The following is a 24,675-nucleotide window of genomic DNA, read 5'->3' as shown; positions in this document are numbered from 1 at the left end:
CTCGCGCTTGCTTGGTCGCCTGAGCGGGCACTATCCGCGCGGGCGGTGCGGAGAGCACGGATATCCCGCTCAGCGACCGCGAGCGCGCCGAGGGCTTTCAGCGCTGCTGTCGCCTGCGGTAGTATCTCCAGCGAGCGAACGTGCCGAGGGCGGTCAGCACACACGGGCAACTGCGGGCGAGTCAATGCAGAGCCGACCTGCCACGGCCACCACACCCCGACCGTACCGACCCGCTCGATCACGACGACGGTGTCACGCTCGCCCACGGGGATCTGCTGCCCATCCAGCAACTCGCGCACCTGGACGAGACGACGCTGCAGTCCGTCACGGATACGCGCCCGGACCGACTGGCCGCACAGGTCTGGCAAGCCCGCCAGGAGTCCACTGGCGACCTCTGGAACGAGGGCTGTAACGGCGTCCGGGAGTACCTCGACGCCGGCGAGCTGGCGACGTGGATCCGGATCCAGGAGGGCGACGTGAGCCGGGACTACGCGACGAAACTCGCCCGGCGGACGATCGACGCGCTGCTGGACCTGGCGAACCACCGGCTGTACGACGAGTTGCGCTCGCGGCGTGCCGACGGCCTCCGGTACAAGGAACGCCGGGTGGTGCTGCCAGCCGACGCGGCGATCCCCGGGGAGACGCGTTCGAAGGACGAGCCGGCGGACGCCGAGGCGTCGACCCCGGCGACAGCTGGTGTCGTCGGTGACTAGCGTCCGCGGGGGGAGCGACTAGCGTCTGCGGAGCGAACCAGCCGCCCGACCGGGCACGAACCGGGTGACGGACGCGACCGAATCGAGCCAGCGCGGGTGTGCGCCCGGCGTCGGGAGCGCGTCGTCTCGCGTCTCGATCGGCAGTCGTCGGCTTGCCCCACGGGCGACCAGGACTGGACCCACCGGTGACACCAGCTGTCCGCGGATCCTCACTAGTCATCTATTTGTCATCGCTGCACCCCTCGTTGATCGACGAGTTGCCGGTACCACGCACTGACTGTCGCAGTATCCCGGATATCATAGCTGGGAGATCCCCGCTAGTATAGCGGACAATCCTCCGAACGGAAGCGAGATACCCAGGGGATCACCGGCACAAACGACTGAGCCTGCTCCGGGGTCGCTCAGCCGTCCGAAATGCCGACGGAGCGCGGTCGGCGGCTGGCCCCCAGCCGACACATACCACCATTCTGAAGTGTCACATACCACGTGTTAGAGCGTCGCTATTGCTATGTATTTCCGATTTCGGGGGTTCGCCGCAATGAGGGTGTTGACATGTTTCGGCGAGTGGCGTGTACAGCGGTTCAGCTCCTTTAACGCCTTTCCCGTGTGAATATGTCCGATACGGGATTGTAGCCGACCGGCTTCGATCGCTGGATTTGGGGTGTGCCTAGGCGCGAATCGGGGTGAAAATCGTGATTATAGCGGTGATCTACCCAGTGTGTACCGTCGGATCAAAAGGGAATACACAGGGTTGTTCCGCCCGACCCGGGTATTTCGGGGGGTTGTAGATCGCGGCCGGTTCGGCGAAGATAGTCTGGAAATTGATACACTGCCTCGATGTCCCGTTCGGACGAGTGGCCGCTCGTTGCCCACCGTCGGCTCGGATGAACGTCACCGATCGAAAGCGTCGAAGACGACTGTCCGAACACACCGGTAAGCACCGCCTGCGACGGATTCAGTCGCGCCATTACAAACCGCGAGCGACCGGTCGACACGGGACAAGCGAGGCGCACGTACTCGATGACAACCAGCAACCGAGCGGACCACGACGGGCAGGGAGCGACCGACGGGAGACCGAGACGGATCGACCGACGAACCGTGCTGAAGGCGGCGGGCGGGACGGCCGTCGCCGTGACCGCGTTCTCGGGCACGGCCAGCGCCCACAACGGGAAGTTCTTCGGCTGCGAGCGGGTGTGCAGCGGGACGGACGGCGACTACGCGGTCGTCGCCGTCGACGACGGCTACGAGTGCCGGCTGCTGGAGAAGCGGGGGCCGCGGGAGGACGTGCCCTGGGACTGGGACGCCCACTGTTACACCGCGGCCGAGGGAGAGGTCGTCGTCGGCTACGTCGCCGAGGACGAGTACAAAAAGGACGAGGGGTGCTGGCTCTGTCTCAACCCGAACGACTGCGCCGAGACTCGCAACGACGACGCGCGGGCGGTCCGCGACGCGCTCGACACGTCGACCTGCAGCCCCTGCGAGGGGGAGATGAACATCTCTATCGGGTGTGAGCCGGCGACCGGGCCGACCGACGACGGGGACGCCCGGGATTCGGGGGCAGTCCCTCCGGAGTCGGATTCGGAACCGGACGCGGACGCGGACGCGGAAACCGGTGGGTCGACCGGACCCGACGGGTTCCCCGCGGTCGTCGACCAGGTGAATCGACTCCTCCGGGCGATCAGGCCCGACTTCCGGCGCTGAGCGGGACGGAGCGGCGGCCTCGACGGCCGGGGTGAGCTCGACAGCAAGATATATTGGCGGAACCCCGGTGGGTCGGACAACGACAGTCCGGTCCCGATGAACTACGCACGGGCGCTCGTCACCCGGTGGTCGGCACGCGACCAGCTCGCGGTGCTGGTCGTCGCCGTGGCGACGGCGTTCCTGGTCGGCGCGGTGCTCGTGTTGCTCGGCGTCGCCGGGCAGACGACGGCGATCGCCGGCGAACACGGGGCCGAGTCGACGGTCGCGCTGACGGACGACCCCGGGGCCGCCCCGGCCGACGGGACGACCCTCCCGGTGGCGACCGCCACGGTCGACGGCGAGTCGCGGACCGTCGTCGGGGTCCCCGCCGGAGGAACCGACGACTCCGCTCGCTCTGGCGACTCCACGCCTGCTGACGACGCCTCGACCGCCGACGGGACCTCACCCTCCAGGGGCGGGATCGCGAGCGTCTCGGTACCCGACGGCGTCGCCGGCCCGGTGACGGGCGACGCGGTCACGCTCGTCGGGGACGGGACCACGCTCGACCGGGCGGTCGACCACCGCGCGGAGGCCGCCGTGTTCCCCGACTCGTGGCTGGTCACCGACGCGGCGACCGCACGGGAGCTGGGTGCCGACCGGGCGCTCGTGGTCCGCCCGGCGTCGTCGCCGGTTCCCGGGGACGGCGCGCCGCTGACGGGCGCGCTCGCCTTCTTCCTCGCGGGCACGCGGCAGATGCTCGGCGTGCTGGCCGTGGTCTGTGCGAGCGCCGCGGTCCTCGTCGGCGTGGTCGTGTTCAGCGTCACGCGGATGACCGTCCGCGACCGGCGGGCGGCGCTGGTCGTCCTCCGGGCGACCGGCGCGACCCCGCGGCGTATCGGCCTCGTCGTCGCCGCCCGCGCCGGGCTGCTCACGCTCGCGGGCGTGGCGCTGGGCTACGCCATCGGCGTCGTCGTGCCGAACGCGGCGACGGCCGCCGCGGTGACGCTGGGACTGCCCGTCGGCCTCCCGCTGGCGGTCGACGGGCGGACCGCGCCGCTCGTCGCCGCCGTCTGCGCGACGTTCGTCGCCGTGGGCGTCGTTGCCGGCGCGCTCGCGTCCCGGTCGGTCACCCGCGGGGCGCCGCTGGACCCGAAACCCGACGGCGACCGCCTGTTCGGGTTCGACGGGGTACCTGGTTTCGACGGCGGGCCCGGGTGGTTCGACGGGCCGTCGCTGCTGCCGGCCGGGGCGGCCGTGCCGACGACGGCCACCCTGGCCGTGTTCGTCACGTTCGTCCTCGTCGTCGTCTCGCTGGGGAGCGTCGTCGGCGGCGTCGGCGCCACGGCGACCCAGGGGAGCGCGACGATCGTCGGGCCGGACGCGCTCCACCCCGTCGACAGCAGCGTCCCGGCGGGCTACGCCGACGCCCTCCGGCAGTCCGGCACGCCCGCGAGCGCCGAGATCCTCCTGTTTCTCGTCCACGACGGCCGGCCGTTCCCCGCCCGCGGCGCGTCGTTCGAGGCGTACCGCTCCGTCTCGGACGCCCGGGTCGTCGCGGGCCGCGCGCCGAACGGGACCGACGAGGCCGTGATCGGCTCCGATCTCGCCGGGACGCTCGGCGTCGAACCGGGCGAAACGATCGCCGTCGGGGGAAGCACGAGCCGCGCCGTCGCCACCGTCGAGGTCGTCGGCGCGTTCGACGCGAGCGGCGCGGCCGACGACCACCTCCTCGTCTCGCTGCCGCTCGCGCGCCACCTGTCGGACGTGTACCCGGGCTACGCGAACCTGGTCCGGCTCGGCGAACCCCCCGCGAACGAGTCGTCCGACGGCGTCGTCGTCCTCGGCGTGGACGCGCCGGACCAGGTCGCCCGCGGCGAGACGGTCGCTGTCGGGGTCCACCTCCGCAACGTCGGCGCCGAGCGGACGACCCGGACGGTCCGCGTGCGGTTCGGCGACCGGACCCAGCGAGCCGAAGTGTCGCTCGACCCCGACGAGCGCCGGACCGTCACCGTCGAGTTCGACGCGACCGGTGAGGGCGTCCAGCGGGTGGCCGTCGGGTCGACGACGCGGGAGGTCCGCGTCCGCGCACCCGACACGCTCACCCTCCCGCCGCTGCCCGACGAGGGGCCGCCCGGCACCACCCTCCGGCTCCCGGTCCGCACGCTGGCCGGCGAGCGTGTCGGGGACGCGACCGTCTCGGTCGGCGACCGGACGGCCCGAACCGGCGAGGACGGGGTCGCGCGACTCCGGTTGCCCGAGACGCCCGGGACGTACGCGCTCCGGGCGACCGCCGGCGACCGGGCGGCGACTACCCGGGTCCGGCTGGTCGCCGGCGCGCCCCGCGAGCCAGGGATCCGGCTCGTGGTCCCCAACGAGACGGGGGCGCTCACCGAACCGACGGCCCGGGTCCGGGTGACGAACCCGTGGGCGAGCGCGCTCGAACGGACCGTGACCCTCGCCGGGCCGGGCGTCGACCGCTCGGAGTCCGTCCGGCTGGCCCCCGGCGAGAGTCTGACGCGGACGGCGACGCTCGACCCTAGGCCGCCCGGGACGTACACCGTCCGGGCGAGCGCGGGCGGCACCGTCGTCGAGCGGGTCTACCGGGTGGCCGGCGACGACCGGCTGGCGAGCGCGCTCGCGTCGAGCGGGCGCGTCTCGGGCGCGGCCGGCACGAGCGGGCTGCTGTCGCGCGTGTTCGGCAACATCTGGCTGGTGCTGGCGACGCTGGTCGCGCTCGGCGTCGTGATGACGACCGGGAGCACCGTCGCGGCGTTCGCCGACGCGGTCCAGGCCCGCCGCGGCGACATCGGGATCCACCGGGCCGTCGGCGCGGGCCCGCGCCGGGTCGCCCGGCTGGTGCTCGGCGACGCCGTCCGCATCGGCGCCCCGGCCACGCTCGCCAGCGTCGCGCTCGCGGTGGTGGCCCTGTGGGCGCTCTCGTGGGCCGGGGCGTTCACCGTGTTCGGCGTCCGCGTGACCGCGGGCGTCCCGGTCGCCGTCGTCGGGCCGCTCGCCCTCGGCTCGCTGGCGCTGGCGCTCGCGAGCGCGGGCGCCGTCGCCCGGTGGTACAGCTCGGTCGACCCGTCGCGGCTGTTCGGGGGTGAGTCGTGAGCGAGCGCCGTCCGGACGCGGTGCTCGTCGCGGCCGTCCTCGCGGTCGTGGTGGCCGCCCGGCTGTCGTCGCTGCACCTCTCGCCGCTGCCGTACAACACGGACGCGTTCGTGTTCGTCAGCGACGCCGAGCGGATCCTCGCGGCCGACGGCGTGGCGCTCTCCGGCCCCGGGGCGCCGGCGCCCGACTCGTACCTGTTCGTGACGCTGATCGCGACGGCCGGCGCGGTCGTCGGCCTCGACGCGATGACCGTCGCCCAGCCGCTGGTCGCCTGCCTCGGCGTCGTCCCGGCGCTGGTCGCGATGGCCTACGCCCGGTCGCTGGCCGCCGACCTCCCGCGGCCGTATCGACGGGGAGCGGCCGCCGTCGCCGGCCTCGTCCTGGCGGTCAACGGCCCCTACCTGTTCCGCTCGATGTCGGTCAACGCCGAGGTGTACGGCCTGGCGCTGCTGGCCTGTTTCCTCCTCGCGCTCGACCGGGCGCTCGCCACGGGCCGGCGGCGCTGGCTCGGCGCGGCCGTCGCGCTCGGCCTGCTGCTCCCGTTCGGCCACAACCTCTCGACCGTCGTCGCCGGCCTCGCCGGCACGACGCTGGTCGCCCTCGCCGTCGCCCGCCGGTTCACGCTCCGGCGGGCGGTCGGCGGGGCCGCCGGCGTCGCCGGGTTCTGGCTGTTCGCGTTCGGCTACTACGAACTCGCCGACCTGGCGCGGACCGAGGCCGTCTCCGGCTCGCTGGGGCTCTTCCTCGCCTGGGTGATCCTCGCGGTCGCGCTGGCGCGGTGGCTCGATGTCGCCCCGCGGCGCGTCCAGCGCGGCTTCCCGCTCGCGATCTGCGGCGCGGGCGTCGCCGTCCTCGCGGTCAACGCCGTCGTGTCGATCTTCCCGGGGGAGGCGACCACCTCGCCGCTGCTGGTCGCGCTCACGCTCCCGCTGGTGCTGGTCGTCCTCGTCGCCGCGGGCGGGCTCCCGCGGCTGGCGAGCGAGCGCGGGCTCGCGATGTTCGCCGCCGTCGTCGGCCCGCTGGCCGCGATGGGGTTCGCGCTCACCGGCGGACGCACCCCGGCGTACCTGGATCTGTTCGTCCGCTCGACGACGCACCTCCACCTCGGGCTGGCCGTGGCGACGGCCGTCGCGCTGGCGTGGTACGGCGCCCGCCGGCCGACCCGCGGGCGGGTCGCGGTCGTCGTCGTCGCCGCGGCCGTGCTCGTCTCCGCGCCGTACCCGTTCGCCGGGCTGGCGGCGTTCCCGTTCGAGCCCGTGACGGAACCCGACGAGTTCGACGCCGCGACCTTCGCGACCGAGCGCGTCGACGGCGGGTGGGCCACCGACGACCACCTCACCTACGTCGCGTACAACTACCGCGGCGCCGCGGTCACGGACGCGCCGACGACCGCGTGGCTCCGCGGCGCGGCGCCGCCTCCCGACTGCCCGACGCTGGTCCGGGAGTCGTGGACGACCGTCGGCGCGCCGACCGGGACCGGACCGGTCCAGCTATCAGAGCGGCGCTACGAGGGGTGGACCGTGACGGGAGACATCGTCTATGACGGCGGCGCGGACTCGTCGATCGCCCTCCGGTGGGCCCCCGGCGAGTGTCGCGCCATCGGCGCGGGGGTGGCGCCGTGAGCGACGACCCCGTGCTCGCCGCCCGCGACGTGTCGGTCGTCCGCGGCGACAGGCGCGTCCTCGACGGGCTCTCCGTCGAGGTCCCCGACGACGCGCGGATGCTCGTCCGCGGGGCCAGCGGCGCCGGGAAGTCGACGCTGTTCGAGGTGCTCGGCCTGCTCGCGACCCCCGACTCGGGGTCCGTCGTCGTCCGCGGGACCGACGCCGCGTCGGTCTCCGAGCGCGAGCGGGCGGCGCTCCGGCGGGACCACCTCGGGTTCGTCTTCCAGTCGTTCCGGCTCATCGACGACCTCACCGCCTACGAGAACGCCCGGGCCCCCCAGGAACACGCCGGCGACGTGGACGAGGCGTGGCTCGACACGCTGTTCGACCGCCTCGGGATCGCCGACCTGGCCGACCGGACGCCGCCGACGCTGTCCGGCGGCGAGCGCCAGCGGGTCGCCATCGCCCGCGCGCTGGCCAACCGGCCGAGCGTCGTCCTCGCCGACGAGCCGACGGGGCAACTGGACCCCGAGACGACCGACGCCGTGCTTGAGACGCTGTTCGCCGTCCGCGAGACGTTCGACACCGCGCTCGTCGTCGTGAGCCACGACCCCCAGCTCGGCGATCGGTTCCCCGACCGCTTCACGCTCGAAGACGGCGCCCTCCGCGAGGAGTGAGCGCCGGACGACTCGGGTAGTCAACGCGGGTCCGGGCTCGGCTCGCCGGCCGACCCGAGCGCGCTCTCGCGCAGGTGGCCGGCCGCGAGCGCCCACTTCTGGAGGCAGGCGACCAGGTACCAGCCGGCCGCCTCGGCGGGTCCGTCGGCGGCGTCGCCCGCCCGGTCCCGGAACGCGAGGGGGTTCACCGGGAGGAACTGCCGGGGGTCCAGCGGGTGGCGCACGTCGAACCGGTCGCCGTGGTGGGCCCGGAGCTCGGCGCGACCGCGACCGATCCGCGCGCTCTGGGCGAGGACCGCGCCGAGCGACGACCGGGCGGGGTGGTACACCGTCACCTCGGGCGCGTAGTCGAGGTCGAACCCCGCCGCGGCCACGCGCCGGCCGAACTCCAGGTCGCCGTTCGACCGCAACCTGCTGTCGAAGCGGCCGACGGCCTCGAACACCCGGCGGCGGGTCACCAGACAGCAGGTCGGCGCGAACCGCTTCTCGCGGAGGTACCGCTCCACGTCGAAGCCCGTCGCGCGCCGGTAGCGGGCGACGAGCCCGTCGTCGGCGACCACTTCGACGCGACAGCCCACGTAGTCGCGGTCGTCGGCCTCCATCAGCCGCGTGATCGACGCCACGTAGTCGGCGTCGACCCACATGTCCGCGTCGAGGAAGGCGACGACATCGCCGTCGGCGGCCTCGACGCCGGCGTTGCGCGCGGCGTAGGAACTCTGGACCGCGTCCGCGACGACGCGGCGGACCCGGTCGCCGTCGGCGAACTCGCGGGCGACCGCGGCCGTCCCGTCGGTCGACCCGTTGTCCGCGACGACCACCTCGTAGTCTTCGGCCGTCTGGTCGGCGAGCGACTCCAGGGTCCGCTCCAGGCCGTCGGGGTCGTTGTACACCGGCACGACGATGCTCGTCGCGGGGCTCACGCTCCCATCGCCCCCGCGACCGCCCGACACGTCCGCGATGGACCCGGCTGCATCGTCCCGATATCGCCGACGGCCCCCTATCAACGCCTCGCTTCCGGCCGCTCGCTTCGGCCGGCCTAAACAACAACGTTCTCTCGATTATCCGGGCAAAATTGAATGGATTTATACGCCCGACGGAGAAGCACCGTTGTACGAACGGTCTCTCGACACCCACGATGACAGATCCCGACACACCGACCGCGACCCGAGGCGAGAAGCTCGACGCCCTGCGGAGCGTCCTGCGGTACGACCCGCGGCTCACGGGGCTGATCGTCGGCGTCGGCATGATCGCGGCCGTGCTGGAGGGGGTCGGACTGAGTTTCATCCTCCCGATCATCGAGCTGGTCCAGTCGGGCGGCGGGTCGCTGGAGGGCGGGGCCGCCGGCCTGTTCGCGACGGCCTACCGGCTGCTGAACGTGCCGCTGACGCTCGCGACGGCCGTCGTCGGCGTCGCGGCCGTGATGACCGTCCGCTTCGCGGCGAGCTTCCTCGTGGCGTGGCTCCGCGAGCGGCTCCGGATGGCCTACATCGAACACCTCCAGACCGAGGCGTTCGCGAACGCCTTCCGCGCGGAGATCACGTACCTCGACGAGGCGGGCTCGGACGACGTGCTCAACGCGATCATCACCCAGACCTACCACGCCGGGCAGGTCATCCGGCGGCTCGTCCTGTTCATCGAGCAGTCGTTCCTGGGGATCGTCTACGGGCTGATCGCCCTGTTCATCTCGCCGCGGCTCACGCTGCTGACCGCCGCCGTCCTTGGGGGCGTGACGCTGCTGTTGCGCGGCGTCGTCGACCCCGAGGACGACCTGGGCGACCGCGTCGCCGACGCCAACGAGCGCCGCCAGGCCGCCGCCCAGGCCGGCACCCAGGGGATGCGCGAGAGCCGGGTCTTCGGCCTCACCGACGAGCTGTACGGCGACTTCGTCGACGCCGTCCAGCAGTACACCAGCGCCCGCGTCAAGCTGCGGCGCAACCAGGCCGCGATCAACAACGCCTACCAGCTGACCGTGGCCGTGTCGGTGTTCGTGCTCATCTACGTCTCGCTGACCTACGTCGACCTGACGCTGAGCTCGCTGGGCCTGTTCCTGTTCGCGATGTTCCGGCTCGGCCCCAAGGCCAGCCGGGCCAACGAGCTGTACTACCGGATCGGCCAGGACCTCCCTCACCTCGTGCGGACCCGGCAGTTCACGCGCGAGCTGGCCGAGAACGCCGAGCCCGAGGGGGCAAGCCGCGAGGCCCCCGACCGCGTCGAGTCGGTCACCTTCGACGACGTGTCCTTCGCCTACGACGAGGAGACGACCGTCCTCGACGGGGTCGACCTCTCGGTCGAGCGGGGGGAGTTCGTCGCCTTCGTCGGCCAGTCGGGCGCCGGCAAGTCGACGGTCGTCTCGCTGCTCGCGCGCATGCACGAACCGACCGAGGGGGAGATCCGCGCCAACGGCGTCCCGATCGACGAGATGCCCGTCGGCGAGTGGCGCGACCGCGTCGCCGTCGTCGGCCAGGACCCGTACATCTTCGACGACACGCTCCGGTACAACCTGACGATCGCCGACCGCGACGCCTCCCGCGAAGAGATCGAGCGGGCCTGTGCGATCGCCCGCGTCGACGAGTTCCTCGACGACCTCCCGGACGGGCTGGACACCTACGTCGGCGACGACGGCGTCCGGCTCTCCGGCGGCCAGAAACAGCGGGTCGCCATCGCCCGCGCGCTGCTCGACGACGCCGACGTGCTCTGTCTCGACGAGGCGACCAGCGACCTCGACGCCAACCTCGAACGCGAGGTCCAGCGCGGCATCGAGGCGATGGACCGCGAGTACATCACCGTCACCGTCGCTCACCGGCTGTCGACCGTCGAGAACGCCGACCGCATCTACACCCTCGAAGACGGCCGGGTCTCCGAGGTCGGCGGCCACGACGAACTGCTGGAACGAGAGGGGGAGTACGCCGACCTGTACGCGATGCAGCGGCGGTAAGGAGGAGCGATGGGGCGTCGTGAGAGCGTTCGCCGCGGTTTCGGCGAGCCGCTCGTCGCGCCCCGGGAAACAGCGAGCGCGTCGCGGCCGACGCGGTCGCCGGGCGACCCGTAGCGGTCAGGGATCGAGGATGCGTCCGGCGACCGGGCTCTCCAGCACGGTGACGAGCCGGTAGAGCTCCTCGGCGGCGTCGGTCTCGCCCGCCTGGTGGCGCCGGTAGGTCTCCTCGACGCGCGGCCAGTCCACGCAGGGCAGCGCGCGGCCGCGCGCCTCGTTGCGCTCCAGCGCGCGCCCGAGGAAGTCGCTCTCGCGGATCACCTCGTTTTTGTCCTGCAGCGGCCCCTCGGTCCGGAAGGAGTCGGGGCCGCGGACCTTGTCGATCTGGTTCGTGACCCGGTCGCCGACGAGGTGGGCGGCCCGGTGGGCGCCGACGGGGACGTTCGAGGAGGCGTGGCGGACACCCGCCAGCGACGGGTCCAGCCGCTTGAGCGCGCGCTGGAGCGGGTCCGCGCGCAGCCGGTATTTCAGCGGCATCGACAGGTGCAGGTCGATCAGCCGGCGGTCCAAAAGCGGCGTGCGCGTCGGGGCGATCTGCGCCGACGCGAACATGTCGAAGCCGATCCCGTTCGTGACCGGGAAGAGGTACGTGCCGAGCGAGAGCGCCCCGACCGACTCGCAGGGGACGCCGTGGTCCTCGACGTACCCCCCTCGCTCGGCGAGGTTCGCGGTCAGGATCTCCTCGTAGGGGGGCGCGTCGACGAACGCGGGGTCGCGCGCCATCCCGCGGGCGGCCAGCCAGGCGGCGTGGTCCTCGGGCGTCTCCGGCACGTCCGCGACGGGGGGCCACAGCGTGACGCCGAACGGCAGCGACAGCTCCAGCTGGGGCACGCTCCAGGAGCCGAACAGCACGTCGGAGTACAGCCCCGTGAACAGCGCGTCGTGGCCGGCGAGCGTGTCGGCGTAGCCGAGCATGTGCCCCGACTGGAAGGGGCCGAGGAACTCCTGGATCGGCGCCGCCCGCTCCAGCAGCGTCTCGTGGTAGTCGAGGCCGCGGTCGAGGCGTTCGAACCGCGCGCCCGCGGCGTCGGCGGCCTCCTTCGCGTAGCGGGCCTCGCGGTTCCAGCCGTCGCCCATGTGATAGCAGTCGGGCGGGTCGTCGGCGGCCGCCAGCACCGTCCGGGAGTCGCTCCCGCCGCTCAGCAGCAGGCCGTAGTCGCCGTCCCGGGGCATCCGGTCGGCGACCGCCGCCTCGAAGCGCTCGGCGAGCTCCCGCACGAAGTACGACAGCGGCTCGTCGACCGGGTCGTACCGCGGCCGCCAGTACTGGCGGTCGTCCAGCCGGTCGCCCCCGGCGTCGTACGACAGCAGCGTCGCGGGGGCGATCTGCTCGATCCCGTCGACGGGCGTCTTCGTGCCCTGGGTCCGCCGGGCGTAGAGGTACTCCGCGAGGTACTCCCCGGCGAAGGACGGCTCGTGGCCCGGCACCGACGGCACCGTCTGGATACTCGTCGAGAAGGCGAGGGTCCCGTCGCCGCGCGCGTAGTACAGCGGCCGCGCGCCGACGCGGTCGACGAAGAACGTCGCCAGTTCCGCGTCGGGGTCGTAGACCAGCCCGACGAACTCCCCGTCGAGGCGGTCGGCGAACCCGGTCCCGTGGTCGGCGTACTGCTCGGCGCAGACCCGCGCGGACTCGGTGGGGTCGACCCGCCGGCGCTCGCCGCCGTCGTCCGTGACGGCGACCACCTCGCCCCACGTCCAGACGAGCGCGCCGTCGGCGGTCTCGACCGGCTGGTCGACCGCCGCGCCCTCGTGGAACGCCGACCGGACGGCGATCCCCCCGTCCCGGTAGGTGCTCGCCCGCTCGTCGTCGACCGTCGGCGCCACCGTCTCGACGGCGGCGTCCGCGCCCTCGCCGACGACGCCGGACAGTCCGACCATCTACGACCGCCCCGCCCGACCCGCGCTCTCCCCGTTCGCCCGCGAACGGCCGGCTCGATTCCCGTCTCGCATACGTGGCCAGTCTTTTTAGGTGTACCTAAAGCCTTTCGCAAGCGGTCGGTCGCGAGGGCGGCCGCCACCGGGACTGACGGCCCGGAACCGCCGGCTCGGGCCGCTGGACCCCGTCGCCGTCGCCCGCCCGCGGCCGAACATAACAAGTTTTTAGGCCGGCCAAAATCCATCCCTATCCATGCACGAAGACCGGAGCGGCGAGGGCGAGGGCGGTGATCGGCGCCCGGCGAACGGGCGCGCGCCGACGCCGGGACGCCGGCGGTTCCTGAAGGCGGCCGGTTCGACGGCCGGCCTGCTCGCGCTCGCGGGGTGCGGTAGCGACGGGAGCGGCGACGGCGGCGACGGCGGGACCGCCACGTCCGCGCCGGGGTCGGCCCGGGAGGGTGCGACGGCGACCGGGACGGTCCCGGAACCGCGGACCTACGGGACCGACGAGCTCTACAACATCGAGGAGTGGCGCGGCACCGGGCCGCTGATCGACGACCGCCCGGGCGAGTACACGGGCATCTCGATGCTCGACCTGCCGGACCTGCGGGGCGAGCTGACGGTGTACCTCGGCGGCGGCGAGGGCGGCCTCTACGAGAACCTCATGTGGCGGATCGAGCAGACCTACCGCGACTTCACGGTCGACGTTCGCAAGGCCTCCTCCGCCCAGCTCGCCAACACGATCATCGAGGAGGCGACCGCGGGGTCGAGCCCGGCGGACATCTTCTGGGCCATCGACGCGGGGTCGATCGGGATCGTCGCGGAGAACGACGCGACCGTCGAACTGCCCGAGCGCGTCGTCCGGAGCATCCCGGACACGTTCCACCCCACCGACCAGTGGGTCGGGACGATGGGGCGGGCCCGCAGCATCCCCTACAACACCGACGAGTACTCCGCGTCGGACATCCCGAACGACATCCTGGCGTTCCCCGACGACGACCGCTTCCAGGACGCGATGGGGTGGGCGCCCACCTACGGCGCCTTCCAGTCGTTCATCACGGCGATGCGGCTCATCGACGGCGAGGAGACGGCCAGGGAGTGGCTCAACGGGATGCAACAGCAGGGCATCGGCGCCTACGACAACGAGCTGGTCGTCGCGAACCAGGTCGCGAGCGGCGAGCTCGACGCCGGCTTCGGGAACCACTACTACTCGCGGCTGGTCTACGAGGAGCGCCCCGACGCGCCGCTGGACCTGGCGTTCACGCAGGGCGACGCCGGCGCGCTCATCAACTGCTCGGGCACCGAGATCATCAGGGGCACCGACAACGAGGAGCTGGCGGCGGACTTCATCCACCACCTGCTCAGCATCGAGGCCCAGGAGTTCCTGGGCACCCGCGGCTACGAGTACCCGCTGTTGCCGAGCGTCCCGCCCGTCGGCGACCTGCCGCGCATCGACGAGCTGAACCCGCCGGACCTCAACCTGGCGGAGCTGTCGGACCTGGAGCCGACGCTGCAACTGCTCCGCGAGACCGGCGTGCTGTAAGATGTCCGTCGTCGACCGGCTGGCCGAACCGTTCGACCGCGGCGAGACCGAGGACCGCCCGGTCGGGCTGGCCCTGCTGAGCGGCGCCGTCGCCGCCGCGGTGCTCTCGCCGCTCGCGTGGATCGTCCTCCGGGTCCTCCAGGTCGACACCGACTACGCGCTGTCGATCCTCGTCCGGCCGGCGACCGTCGAGATCCTCCTGACGAGCCTCGGGCTCGTCGCCGCCGTCACCGGGGCGTCGGTCCTGCTGGGCGTCCCGCTCGCCTTCCTGACCGTCCGGACCGACCTCCCCTTCCGCCGGTTCTGGACGATCGCCGTGGCGCTCCCGCTGGTCGTCCCGAGCTACCTCGGCGCGTTCACGTTCATCATGGCGTTCGGCCCCGGCGGCGAACTGGCCGACGCGCTCGCGCCGCTCGGGATCGCGTCGATCCCCTCGATCTACGGCTTCCCGGGGACGACGCTCGTGCTCACGCTGTACACCTACCCCTACGTGTTCATCACGACCCGGGCGTCGCTGCTGTCCTTCGACCAGCGGCTCGTCGAGGCCGCGCGCACGCTGGGGATCTCCCGGTGGGCGGCGTTCAGACGGGTGACGCTCCCCCAGCTGCTGCCGGGGATCACCTCCGGCGCCCTGCTGGTCGCGCTGTACGCCCTCTCGGATTTCGGGACGCCCGCGCTGCTGCGCCTGGACGTGTTCACCCGGGTCATCATGGTCGAGTTCAACACGTTCGGCCGCGAGACCGCCGCTTTGCTGTCGCTGCAGCTGCTGGCGATCACGGCGGTCATCCTCGCCATCGAGTCGCGGATCGGCGACTCGACCCAGGGCGCCTACGTCGGGACGAGCCCCAACCAGGAGAGCGACACGGCGGTCTCGCTGGGCGCCTGGAAGCTCCCGGCGCTTCTGTTCTGTTCCGCCGTCGTCTTCCTCTGTCTGGTCGTCCCGGTCGGCGTCCTGCTGCTGTGGCTGGTCCGCAGCCCCGAGACGGCCGCGCGGATCGGGACCGAGTTCCAGTGGGGCTTCGCCTTCAACTCGATGAAGGTGTCGCTGGCGACGGCGCTGGTCTGTGCGGTCGCGGCGATCCCCGTCGCCTACTACGCGGCGCGGTACCGCTCGCGGCTGGCCGAGCTGTTCGACCGCGCGACCTACGTCGGCTACGCGATGCCCGGGATCGTCCTCGGGCTGGCGCTCGTGTTCTTCGGCGTCTGGTACCAGTCGACCGCGACCGGGGTCTCGACGGATCTCTTCGGCGCGGACTACGCCCCCCAGCTCTACCAGGCGCTGCCGCTTCTGATCTTCGCCTACGTCGTGCGCTTCCTCCCGCAGGCGGTCGGGGCGACCCGCTCGTCGGTCCGCCGGGTCGACCGCAGCCTCACGGAGGCCGCGCGCACCCTCGGGCGCAGCCGGTCGGCCGCCTTCCGGCGGATCACGCTCCCCCTCATCGCGCCGGGGGTGATCGGCGGCGCCGCGCTGGTCTTCCTCACGACGATGAAGGAACTGCCCGCGACCCTGCTGTTGCATCCGACGGGCTTCGAGACACTCGTCACGTATATCTGGGGCCTCCGCGAAAGTGCCAACTACGGAGCGGTCGCGGTCCCCGCCCTCGCGCTGATCGTCGTCTCGGGGCTCTCGATGGTCGTCATCCTCTCACAGGAGGACTGAACTCATGTCACGCGATATCCACCAGAAACGGTCCGCCTCGCACGCAGCATCGACCGACGCCGTCGACGGTCCGGTCGGCGACCCCGTGCTCGAACTCGACGGCGTCGTCCGGTCGTACGCCTCCGAGACCGCGGTCGAGGACCTGTCGCTGACCGTCGGCGACGGCGAGGTACTCACCCTGCTCGGGCCGTCGGGCTGCGGGAAGACGACGACCCTGCGGCTGGTCGGCGGCCTCGAACACCCCGACGCCGGGTCGATCGAGCTGCGCGACGGGACCATCGCCGACGCCGACGACGGCACGTTCGTCCCGCCGGAGCGGCGCGGCATCGGCCTCGTCTTCCAGGACTTCGCGCTCTTTCCGCACATGACCGCCGCCGAGAACGTCGGCTTCGGCCTCGACGACTGGGACGAGGCCGACCGCCGCGAGCGCGTCGCGGAGCTGCTCTCGCTGGTCGACCTCGCGGAGCACGGCGACGACTACCCCGGCGAGCTCTCGGGCGGCCAGAAACAGCGCGTCGCGCTCGCGCGGTCGCTGGCCCCCGAGCCCGACGTGTTGCTGCTGGACGAGCCGCTCAGCAACCTCGACGTGAGCCTCCGCGTCTCGATGCGCGAGGAGATCCGCCGGATCATCGACGAGACGGGGGTCACCGCCATCTGGGTCACCCACGACCAGGAGGAGGCGCTGTCGGTCGCCGACCGCGTCGGCATCATGAACGACGGCCGCCTCCAGCAGGTCGGCCGCCCCGAGCGGATCTTCGAGCGGCCCGCCTCGCGGTTCGTCGCCTCCTTCCTCGGCCGCACGGGCTTTCTCGCGGCCGAGCGCCAGGGCGACGGCCTCGCGACCGACCTGGGCCGGATCGACGCCGACCGGATCGCCGACCTCGACGCCACGCACGGCGAGGTGGTCGACGTGCTCGTCCGCCCGGACGACCTGCGGGCGACGCCGACCAACGAGGCCGACGCCCACGGACGGATTACGAGCCGGCAGTACCAGGGCCCCTCGTTCGTCTACCGCGTCGAGACGAACAGCGGCGACACCATCCACTGCCTCCAGAACCACACCGAGGTCTTCGAGATCGGCCAGCCCGTCCGCGTCGACCTCGTCGCCGACCACCCGCTGCAGTGGTTCCCGCGGGAGTGAGTAGTCGGAACTCGTTTCTCAGAGAATCAGTGGCCGCGAGCGACCGCTCGCCCCGCCGGCAATCCGCCGCCGCTCACGCCCGGACTGGTTCCGTTCGCGGGCCGTCGTCGTCGCTTCCGTCGCCGGCGTCACGCCTGTCGCCTCCGCCGCCACGTCCGTCGCTTCTGTCGCCGTCACGTCCGTCGTCGCTCTCCGTGTCGTCCTCGCCGAGGACGCGCCGCGTCAGCGGCATCTCGAGGACGCTGACCAGCCGGTAGAGTTCCTCGGCGGCGTCCGTCTCGCCGGCGCGATGACGACGGTAGGTCTCGCGGGCGGCCCCGGCGTCGATCCCCGGGAGCCGGCGGAGCAAGTCGGCGTTGCGCTCCAGGGCCCGGCCGACGAAGTCGTCGGTCCGGACGACCTCGTCCCTGTCCTGCCAGGGCCCCTCCGTCCGGTAGCCGCCCGCGCCGAGCTTGTCGAGCTGGTTGACCACGCGGTTGCCGACCGCGTGGGCCGCCTTCGGGTAGGTCAGCGGCAGCCGCGTCCCCGCGTGGGGGACCGCGGCCAGCGACCCGTCGAGGCGGTCGATCGCCCGGTGGAGCGGGTCCGCGCGCAGCCGATACCGCAGGGGCATCGACAGGTGCAACTCGACCAGCCGGCGGTCGAGGAACGGGTTGCGCGTCGGCGCGATCTGCAAGGCGCTGTACAGATCGAAGCCGATCCCGTTCGTGATGGGGTACAGCGTCGAGCTGAGGCTGAGCTGTTCGACCGACTCGTAGCCGACGCCGTGGTAGTCGACCCGGCCGTCCCGGGCCTCGACGTTGTCGGCGAGCAACTCGCCCAGCGGCGTCGCGTCGAGGAAGGCCGGCCGGCGCGTCGGCCCCGCCGTCACCTGACCGTCGACGAACGCGTCGGTCGTCGAGGGGAGCCGCTCGACGGGGAGCCAGAAGCGGACGCCCGCGGGCAGGTCGAGCGTCGCCTGCGAGACGCTCCAGGAGCCGAAGAGGTCGTCGCTGTACAGCCCCGTCAGCAGCGTGTCGGCCTCGTCGCGGATCTCGTCGGCGAACCCGAGCGCGTGGCCCGTGTGGAACGGGCCGACGAACTCCTGGATCGGCGCCGCCCGCTCCAGCAGCTCGGCGTGGTAGCCCGGCCCGCGGTCCAGCCGGTGGAAGTCCGCGCCCGCGGCGTCGGCCACCCGCTCGGCGACGCGGGCCTCGCGGGTCTCGCCGTCGGCCAGGTGGAACGCCGCCAGCGACTCGTCGGCGGCCGCCAGCACCGCCCGGGAGTCGCTGCCGCCGCTCAACAGCAGGCCGTGGTCGCCGTCGTCGGCCGTCCGGTCGGCGACCGCCCGCTCGAAGCGCTCGGCCAGCTCCCGGACGAAGTACGACAGCGGCTCGTCGACCGGCCGGTGGCGCGGCTCCCAGTAGGTCCACCGCTCGGCCTCGCCGGTGTCGACGTCGTAGGTCAGGACCGTCGCCGGCGGTAGCTGCTGGACGCCCTCGATCGGCGTCTCCGTTCCCTGGGTCCGCCGGCTGTAGAGGTACTCGGCGAGGTACTCCCCGTCGAAACGCGGCTCGAAGCCCGAGACGACCGGGACCGTCTGGACGTTCGTCGAGACGGCGAGGCTATCGCCCGCGTCCGCGTAGTACAGCGGCCGCGCGCCCAGGCGGTCGAGGAACAGCGAGACCGTCCCGGCAGCGGGGTCGTACACCCAGCCGGCGAACTCCCCGTCGAGCCGCTCGACGAAGTCCAGGCCGTGTTCCGCGTACTCTCGCGCGCACACGCGGGCGGACTCGTTGGGGTCGACCGTCGTCCGGTCGCCGCCGTCGGCGACGCTGTACACCTCGCCCCAGACCCACACGAGCGCGCCGTCGGCGGTCTCGGCGGGCTGGTCGGTCGCCGTCCCCGCGTGGAACGCCGACCGCACCTCGGCGTCGCGGTCGCGGTAGCGGCCGGTCTCCTCGTCGTCGACGGCGGCCGGGACCGTCTCCACGTCGCAGCTGCCGGCGCCCGCGCCGAACACCCCGGAGAGGCCGACCATCTCAGTCGTCGCCCCGGAGCCGCGGTCGCGACTCGGGGATGCGCCGGGCCGCCCGCTCGGCGACGAAGTCGTCGACCGAGAACTGCTGGAAGGTGTCGGCCCGCGAGTCGTCGTACACGTCCTCGCCGGCGAGCTGGTTGATGATCGTCGCGTTGCGGTGCGGTCCGAGCCCGAGGTCGGGGGCGTTGATCCCGTGGGTGTGCAGCTCGGCGTTCTGGACGAAGACCTCGCCCGGCAGGTCCGCTTCCAGCCGGTAGTCCTTCGTGATCTGCAGGCGGCCCTGGCCGTCGCGGCGGATCCGGTCCTCCAGCGGCGCGAGGAAGGGCGGGTCCGTCCGGGTGTAGCCGGTCGCGAGGACGACCACCTCGCTCTCGTGGAGGAACCGTTCCTCCTCCTGCCAGTGCTCGCAGATCAGCTGGTAGCGGTCCGTCCGGTCGGTGCCCACGTCGACGGTGCCGATGTCGGTCACCTCGGTCGCGGCGAGCATCCCCACGTCGGGGTCGCCCTCGCCGACCGAGCGCTGGTAGAGCGCGTCGTAGATCTTCGCGCTCGTCCGCTCGTCGATCCCCTTGTACAGGTGGTCCTGGTCCGCCAGCAGCTCGTCCTTGCGCTCTTGGTCGAGGTCGTAGAAGTACTCCGTGTAGTCGGGGGTGTAGATCATGTGGCCGAGCTTGCCGTCGATCATCTGGAAGAAGCCCCGCGAGCGGGTGATCCAGTCGAGGCTGAACGAGCGGTCGGCCTGGCGTTCGAGGAGGTCGCGGAACACCTCGGCGGCGCTCTGGCCGGAGCCGACGACGGTGACCGAGTCGGCGTCGAGACAGCGGTCGCGGTTGTGGAGGTACGACGCCGAGTGGAACACGTCCCGGCCGAGGCAGTCCTCGAACTGCTCGGGGACGTGCCGTTGAGTGCCGATCCCCATCACCACGTCCTCGGCGGCGTAGCTCGCCCGCTCGCCCGTCTTCGGGTCGACCGTCTCGACGACGAACAGGTCGTCTTCGACCCGGAGGTCGGTGACGCGGGTGTCGAACGCCAGGGAGGGGAGCCGGTCGGCCACCCACCGGCAGTACTCGTTGTACTCGCGGCGCGGGATGAAAAACTCCTCGTAGAAGTAGAACTCGTAGAGCCGGTCCTCGGCCTGCAGGTAGTTGAGGTAGCTGTGGGGGTTCGACGGGTCCGCCATCGTGACGAGATCCGCGAGGAACGGCACCTCCATGGTGGTGTCCTCGACGAGCATCCCCTCGTGCCAGCCGAACTCCGGCTCCTGTTCGAGGAAGCGGGCGTCCAGGTCGGCGTCGGCGCCGTCGAGCAGCGCCGCCAGCCCGAGGTTGAACGGCCCGACGCCGATCCCGATCACGTCGTGGACGCGGTCGGTCACGCGTCCCCCTCCTCGAAGGTCTCGCGGTCGCAGAACATGAGCTGGCCCGTCTTGTCGGGGAGGTCGACCTCGCGGACCCGCTCGAAGCCGCTCTTCTCGAAGACGCGGATCGCCCGCTCGTTGCGGGCGTCGGGCTCGGTGACGATCCGGTCGGTCTCGGGGTGACGGAACTGGAAGGCGACCATCGCCCGCACCAGCGGCGCGCCGTAGCCCTCGCCGAGGTACTCCTCGGGGCCGATGAGCAGGTGGATCCCCCGGTCGGCCGGGTCGGCGTCGTAGTAGTCGGCGATGCGGTCCTCGGCCGCCCAGTAGGACTCCCAGTAGCTCATCGGCACGTGGTCGAGCGAGCCGATGTACAGCGTCTGTCCGTCGTCGTTCGCCCGCTCCTCGATCGTCTCGCGGACGACCGGCAGCGGGTCGTCCTGCGTCCAGTAGGGCAGGACGTGCTCGCTGTTCAGCCAGGCGTGCAGCCGCCCGAGGTCCCGCTCGATCTCCACCTCGCGGAAGCCGACCGTCTTCCCCACGTCCTCGTCGACGGTGACGTAACTGTAGTCCGAACTGACGACCTCCTGCGGCCCGGTCATGCCCGAACCGGCCCCGTCCCGGCACACTTCGCACCGGAACACGTACGCTCGATTTGCAGTCTCATTCGCGTTGCCCTCGTTGCCTGGATCAATTTTAGGCGACCCTCAAAACGGTTCCGATTTTTTAGGGCGGCCGAAACCGGTGCATCGGTCCGCGTTCGGCCGTTTCGGTCGCCGCCGTGGTCGGCCGGACCGGTCCGGGGCGCCAGGTCGGTCAGGGTTCCAGGTCGGTGACGGTCCCGTCGACGACGACCGACCGGAAGTCCAGCAGCACGTCCGAGCCCTCCCGGACCGGCCGGGTGCGGAACCGGAGGCCGTCGTCGGTCCGGCGGACCCGGAGGTCGACGGTGAGGTAGACGTCGAGGTTGCGGGGGTGGTCGCGCTCGTAGATGTTGCCGTCCTCGCTGGTGAGGACGACCGACGCCGGTTCCGAGCGCACGTCGGCGATCTCCGCGACCGTCCGCCCGTCGCGGCGCTCGACCATCCCGGCTTCGAGCCCGTCGGCGATGTCCGGCTCGACGCCGTCCAGCCGGACCACGGCTGTCACCGTCGCCGGCGCGCCCGGCAGCGAGGCGTTGCCCCACCGGGTCACCGACCCCGACAGCGCGTAGCGGTCGGTGCGGAACGGGACCGTCTGGCCCACGAGCAGCTCCCTGTCGCCGAAGTAGGTGGCGCCGCCGTAGCGGACCGTCCGCAGCGAGAGGCCGAGCAGGGCGGTCCGGTTGCCCGGCCCGACGGAGGCGACCGTGGTGTCGGTGACCGTCGCGACCGTCCGGTCGTCGATCCGGTAGCCGGCGCCGCGGTCGACCAGGTCGGCCGTCGCCGGCGGGACGCTCGCCTCGACGAGGACGGACAGCCGTCCCGTCTCCAGCGTCGCCGACCGCCCGCCGAGCTCGACGACCTCGCCCTCGGCGTCGTAGGCGGCCGTCTCCAGCGCCAGCTCGTCACCGCGACGCAGGGGCTCGCCGTCGAACTCGAAGACGGGAGCCTCCGCTTGCGGGTCGTCGACGAGCGACCCGTTGACGCGGACGCGGACCACGACCGACACGCCGTCGCCGTCGCCGGGTCCGACGTACGTGTCGGTGACCGTCAGCGCGCCGCCGGACTCGTTGCCCTCGCCGATGCGCGCGGCCGTCGAGAGGGGCTGGGTCCCCAGGTCGACCGTCGCGTAGCGCGTGGCCGGCTCGCCGCCCCCGCCGAAGGGGTCGACGAGCAGGACGCCCGCGCCGACGGCGCCGACGAGGAGGACCACGACGAGCGCGTCGTAGACGTTGACCAGGCCGAACAGGCGCCCGGACTCGTCGATGACCGTCACGGGAGCACGCCCCCGGGGGACGGCTGCGATGGCGTCGGTCGCATGTGCGATATCAGCGTACCCGCACCTCTTCGGTCGACGGTAAAAGGCTTTCACATATCGTTTGGTCGGCCTAAAGTACACCGCTCTGCGGCTGTCAGCCGCTCTCCGGCGCATTCTGGATCCGGACGGTCGACGGAGTCCGTCCGGTCGGCCGTGGCGGCTACCGGTCGCCGGCGCCCGCCCGTTCGAGGACCCGCTCGTAGAGGTCGACGAACTGCGGGACGACGGCGTCGGCCCGGTAGCGGTCGACGGTCCGCGTCGCCGCCGCGGAGACGCCCTCGGGGTCGCCGTCGAACAGTTCCCGGATGGCCGTGACGAACCCGTCGACGGAGCCGTCGGTGGTCCGGCCGCCCTCGCCGACGATCTCGGCGACGCTGCCCACGTCGCTGGCGACGACCGGCGTCCCCGTCGCGAGCGCTTCGAGGAACACCCGGCCGAAGGGTTCGTCCCAGCGCCCGGGGTAGACGAAACAGTCGTGGGCGGCGTACAGCTCCGGGAGGTCGTCGTTTTCGAGCCAGCCCGTGAACGTCACGGCCTCGTCGAGTCCCCGCTCGGCGGCCGCCTCCGCCAGGTCGGTCCGCAGCCCGCCGTCGCCGACGACGGTCAGCCGGTGGGACTCCCCCGACCGGTTCAGCCGGTCGAGGACCGGCAGGAGGCGGTCGACCCCCTTGTGTTCGTCGAGCGACCCGACGTACAGCAGCTCGTAGGGCGGCTCGAAGTCGCTCTCGTGGGGCCTGTCGAACCGCTCGTCGAGGACGTTCGGGATCACCGAGAGGCGCTCGCGCGGGAAGCCGAAGTCGGCGTAGGTCTCGCGGATGTGCGGCGAGAGCGCGTGGTAGCCGTCGATCCGGTCGGCGACCCGCTCGCCGTCGCGGACCAGTTTCAGGTAGCCCAGCCGGCTGGCCGACCGGTAGAGGGGGCCGTGTTCGTCGTGGCCGCCGCTGGTCGCGACCGAACACGCCGCGCACTTCGCGAGGCCGTTGCGCTCGCAGGGCTCGCGGTCCATGTACCGGAGGTCGTTCTTCGGGCAGACCGCCCCGTAGGCGTTCAGCGTCAGGACCGTCGCCGCGCTCGTCTCCGCGGCGACCTCGCCAAGCGCCGGCAGGCTGTTCATCACGTAGCTGTGGACCACGTCGTAGGCGTCGAACTCGGGGACCCGCTCGCGCAGCGCGCGGTCCAGCTGCAGCGCCGAGTGGTACGGGGCGCCGTCGGTGTCGAGCGGGCGCACCGAGAGGTCGGCGTCGACGGTCCAGCCGTCCGGCGGGTCCGCCCAGCAGTACACCGTCACGTCGTGGCCGCGGTCGGCCAGCTCGAAGACGATGCGGGAGGCGCTGTGGGTCGCGCCCGTCCCCTCGCCCTGCGGGTACGTCGGGTGGACGAATCCCACTTTCACGGTTACTCCGCGTACCCCAGGTCCCGCAGCCGGTCGGCGACCACGTCGTCGGCGAGCGATTCGCTCCCGGCGGCCGGCTCCGAGGCGTCGATAGCGGGTCGCGGGCCGTCCTCGTGGACGAGCCACGGCACGTCGACCAGTTCCGGCGTGTAGACCCCGCGGGGGTGGCCCCACTCGCGGAACGGGACCGGGAACGCCCGCTCGCCGACCATGTTCCCGTGGTCGGCCGTCACGACCGTCCGCCCGTCGAGCCCGTCCAGCAGTCGCTCGACGTGTGGCAGCGCCCGGTCCAGGTTGGCCTCGTAGATCTCCCAGATCTCCTCGCGGTCGACGTCGAGGTCCCCCCGGAGCAGCTGCACCCAGACGTTCTCCTCGGTCGCCCCGGGGTCGGTGAAGTCGCCGCCGTCGAAGTCCGTCTCGGCGCCGACGAACGGGTAGTGCGGTTGCATGTAGTGGACGACGAGCCGCTTGTGGGGGTAGTCCTCCCGGGCCCGCAGCGCCGCCTCGGTCATCGTCTCCGGGAGGACCGTCCCGTGTTCCTCGCTCCAGCCCTCGCCCGACCAGACCTCGACGACATCGGCGAACTCGGCCCGGATCGAGTCGCGGTGCTGGTGGAGTTGCGGGTTGGCGGTCACGTAGACGGTGTCGCGCAGGTCCCTGCCGTCGACGTTCGCCCGCAGGAACTCCACGGTCGTCGAGGCCCGGGACTCCCGGCGTTCGAGCTCGCCCGGCAGCGTCGACCGCCGCTCGAACATGTCGTACCGGCAGGCGTCGAGCACGACCAGCGCGTCCCAGTCGGCCTCGAACGGGTCGACCCCGCTGTCGTTGTGCCGGCGGAGCCCGAGCCGCCGGTGGTACAGCCGGTTCGCGTGCCGGCAGAACAGTACCGGCGTGTCGAGCGCGCGGGCCAGTCGCGACCGCGTGTCCATACGCCCCCACTTCGCGCG

The 24,675-nt window shown here is 72.3% G+C and carries 17 protein-coding genes; 9 read left to right on the top strand and 8 right to left on the bottom strand.

The genetic code is table 11. From position 1 onward, the window contains the following. Positions 1–140: 140 nt before the first annotated feature. The 5 genes from E3328_RS19195 (at position 141) to E3328_RS19175 (ending at position 7,785) form a co-directional block, all read left to right on the top strand. Positions 141–713: a DUF8008 family protein gene (locus tag E3328_RS19195; RefSeq protein WP_135366248.1), complete on the top strand. Its 573-nt coding sequence runs from the start codon at positions 141–143 to the stop codon at positions 711–713. A 1,020-nt stretch (positions 714–1,733) separates the two neighbouring features. Then, entirely contained in the window at positions 1,734–2,414 is a 681-nt protein-coding gene (locus E3328_RS19190; protein WP_135366247.1) for a hypothetical protein, read from the top strand. A gap of 96 nt (positions 2,415–2,510) precedes the next feature. After that, entirely contained in the window at positions 2,511–5,504 is a 2,994-nt protein-coding gene (locus E3328_RS19185; RefSeq protein WP_135366246.1) for an ABC transporter permease, read from the top strand. Next, positions 5,501–7,126 (top strand): hypothetical protein, encoded by a 1,626-nt coding sequence (locus tag E3328_RS19180; RefSeq protein WP_135366245.1) that lies wholly within the window; start codon positions 5,501–5,503, stop codon positions 7,124–7,126. Before E3328_RS19185 ends, E3328_RS19180 begins: the two co-directional genes overlap by 4 nt. Then, positions 7,123–7,785 carry an ABC transporter ATP-binding protein gene (locus tag E3328_RS19175; protein WP_135366244.1) on the top strand — a complete coding sequence of 221 codons (663 nt, stop codon included), beginning with the start codon at positions 7,123–7,125 and terminating at the stop codon, positions 7,783–7,785. Before E3328_RS19180 ends, E3328_RS19175 begins: the two co-directional genes overlap by 4 nt. Before the next feature lie 20 nt (positions 7,786–7,805). Here E3328_RS19175 and E3328_RS19170 read toward each other — a convergent pair whose 3' ends face one another. Further along, positions 7,806–8,705 carry a glycosyltransferase family 2 protein gene (locus E3328_RS19170; RefSeq protein WP_167837480.1) on the bottom strand — a complete coding sequence of 300 codons (900 nt, stop codon included), beginning with the start codon at positions 8,703–8,705 and terminating at the stop codon, positions 7,806–7,808. Between the two features lie 215 nt (positions 8,706–8,920). On the opposite strand from E3328_RS19170, the gene E3328_RS19165 reads away from it, so the two are divergent. Beyond that, positions 8,921–10,720, top strand: coding sequence for an ABC transporter ATP-binding protein (locus tag E3328_RS19165; RefSeq protein WP_135366242.1), 1,800 nt, complete (start codon positions 8,921–8,923; stop codon positions 10,718–10,720). 117 nt (positions 10,721–10,837) lie between these two features. Here the strand turns inward: E3328_RS19165 and E3328_RS19160 are convergent, their stop codons facing one another. Beyond that, entirely contained in the window at positions 10,838–12,658 is a 1,821-nt protein-coding gene (locus E3328_RS19160; protein ID WP_135366241.1) for an asparagine synthase-related protein, read from the bottom strand. A 250-nt stretch (positions 12,659–12,908) separates the two neighbouring features. On the opposite strand from E3328_RS19160, the gene E3328_RS19155 reads away from it, so the two are divergent. From E3328_RS19155 to E3328_RS19145, 3 genes are read left to right on the top strand one after another with little or no spacing between them, the layout of a single operon-like run. After that, positions 12,909–14,198: an extracellular solute-binding protein gene (locus E3328_RS19155; RefSeq protein ID WP_135366240.1), complete on the top strand. Its 1,290-nt coding sequence runs from the start codon at positions 12,909–12,911 to the stop codon at positions 14,196–14,198. A 1-nt stretch (position 14,199) separates the two neighbouring features. Next, on the top strand, positions 14,200–15,858 hold the full coding sequence (locus E3328_RS19150; RefSeq protein WP_135366239.1) for an ABC transporter permease: 1,659 nt from the start codon (positions 14,200–14,202) through the stop codon (positions 15,856–15,858). Between the two features lie 4 nt (positions 15,859–15,862). Next, complete coding sequence (locus tag E3328_RS19145) at positions 15,863–16,999, top strand: ABC transporter ATP-binding protein (RefSeq protein ID WP_135366238.1); 1,137 nt, start codon at positions 15,863–15,865, stop codon at positions 16,997–16,999. Between the two features lie 73 nt (positions 17,000–17,072). On the opposite strand, the gene E3328_RS19140 is transcribed toward E3328_RS19145, so the two are convergent. The 6 genes from E3328_RS19140 to E3328_RS19115 form a co-directional block, all read right to left on the bottom strand. Next, complete coding sequence (locus E3328_RS19140; protein ID WP_135366237.1) at positions 17,073–19,019, bottom strand: asparagine synthase-related protein; 1,947 nt, start codon at positions 19,017–19,019, stop codon at positions 17,073–17,075. A 1-nt stretch (position 19,020) separates the two neighbouring features. Continuing rightward, on the bottom strand, positions 19,021–20,394 hold the full coding sequence (locus E3328_RS19135) for a lysine N(6)-hydroxylase/L-ornithine N(5)-oxygenase family protein (protein WP_135366236.1): 1,374 nt from the start codon (positions 20,392–20,394) through the stop codon (positions 19,021–19,023). After that, on the bottom strand, positions 20,391–20,978 hold the full coding sequence (locus tag E3328_RS19130) for a GNAT family N-acetyltransferase (protein WP_135366235.1): 588 nt from the start codon (positions 20,976–20,978) through the stop codon (positions 20,391–20,393). Before E3328_RS19130 ends, E3328_RS19135 begins: the two co-directional genes overlap by 4 nt. Positions 20,979–21,192: 214 nt before the next feature. Then, the gene (locus tag E3328_RS19125; protein WP_135366234.1) at positions 21,193–22,293 is read right to left on the bottom strand and encodes a DUF4330 domain-containing protein; all 1,101 of its coding nucleotides are present in this window, start codon (positions 22,291–22,293) and stop codon (positions 21,193–21,195) included. Positions 22,294–22,495: 202 nt separating this feature from the next. Next, on the bottom strand, positions 22,496–23,728 hold the full coding sequence (locus tag E3328_RS19120) for a glycosyltransferase family 4 protein (protein WP_167837479.1): 1,233 nt from the start codon (positions 23,726–23,728) through the stop codon (positions 22,496–22,498). A gap of 2 nt (positions 23,729–23,730) precedes the next feature. Continuing rightward, complete coding sequence (locus E3328_RS19115) at positions 23,731–24,657, bottom strand: alkaline phosphatase family protein (protein WP_135366232.1); 927 nt, start codon at positions 24,655–24,657, stop codon at positions 23,731–23,733. Between the last annotated feature and the right edge of the window lie 18 nt (positions 24,658–24,675).

The sequence above is a fragment of the Halosimplex halophilum genome, assembly GCF_004698125.1.
GTDB classification, from domain to species: domain Archaea; phylum Halobacteriota; class Halobacteria; order Halobacteriales; family Haloarculaceae; genus Halosimplex; species Halosimplex halophilum.
Note: the sequence above shows the minus strand (reverse complement) of the source record. Positions and strands in the feature narration are given on the sequence as shown.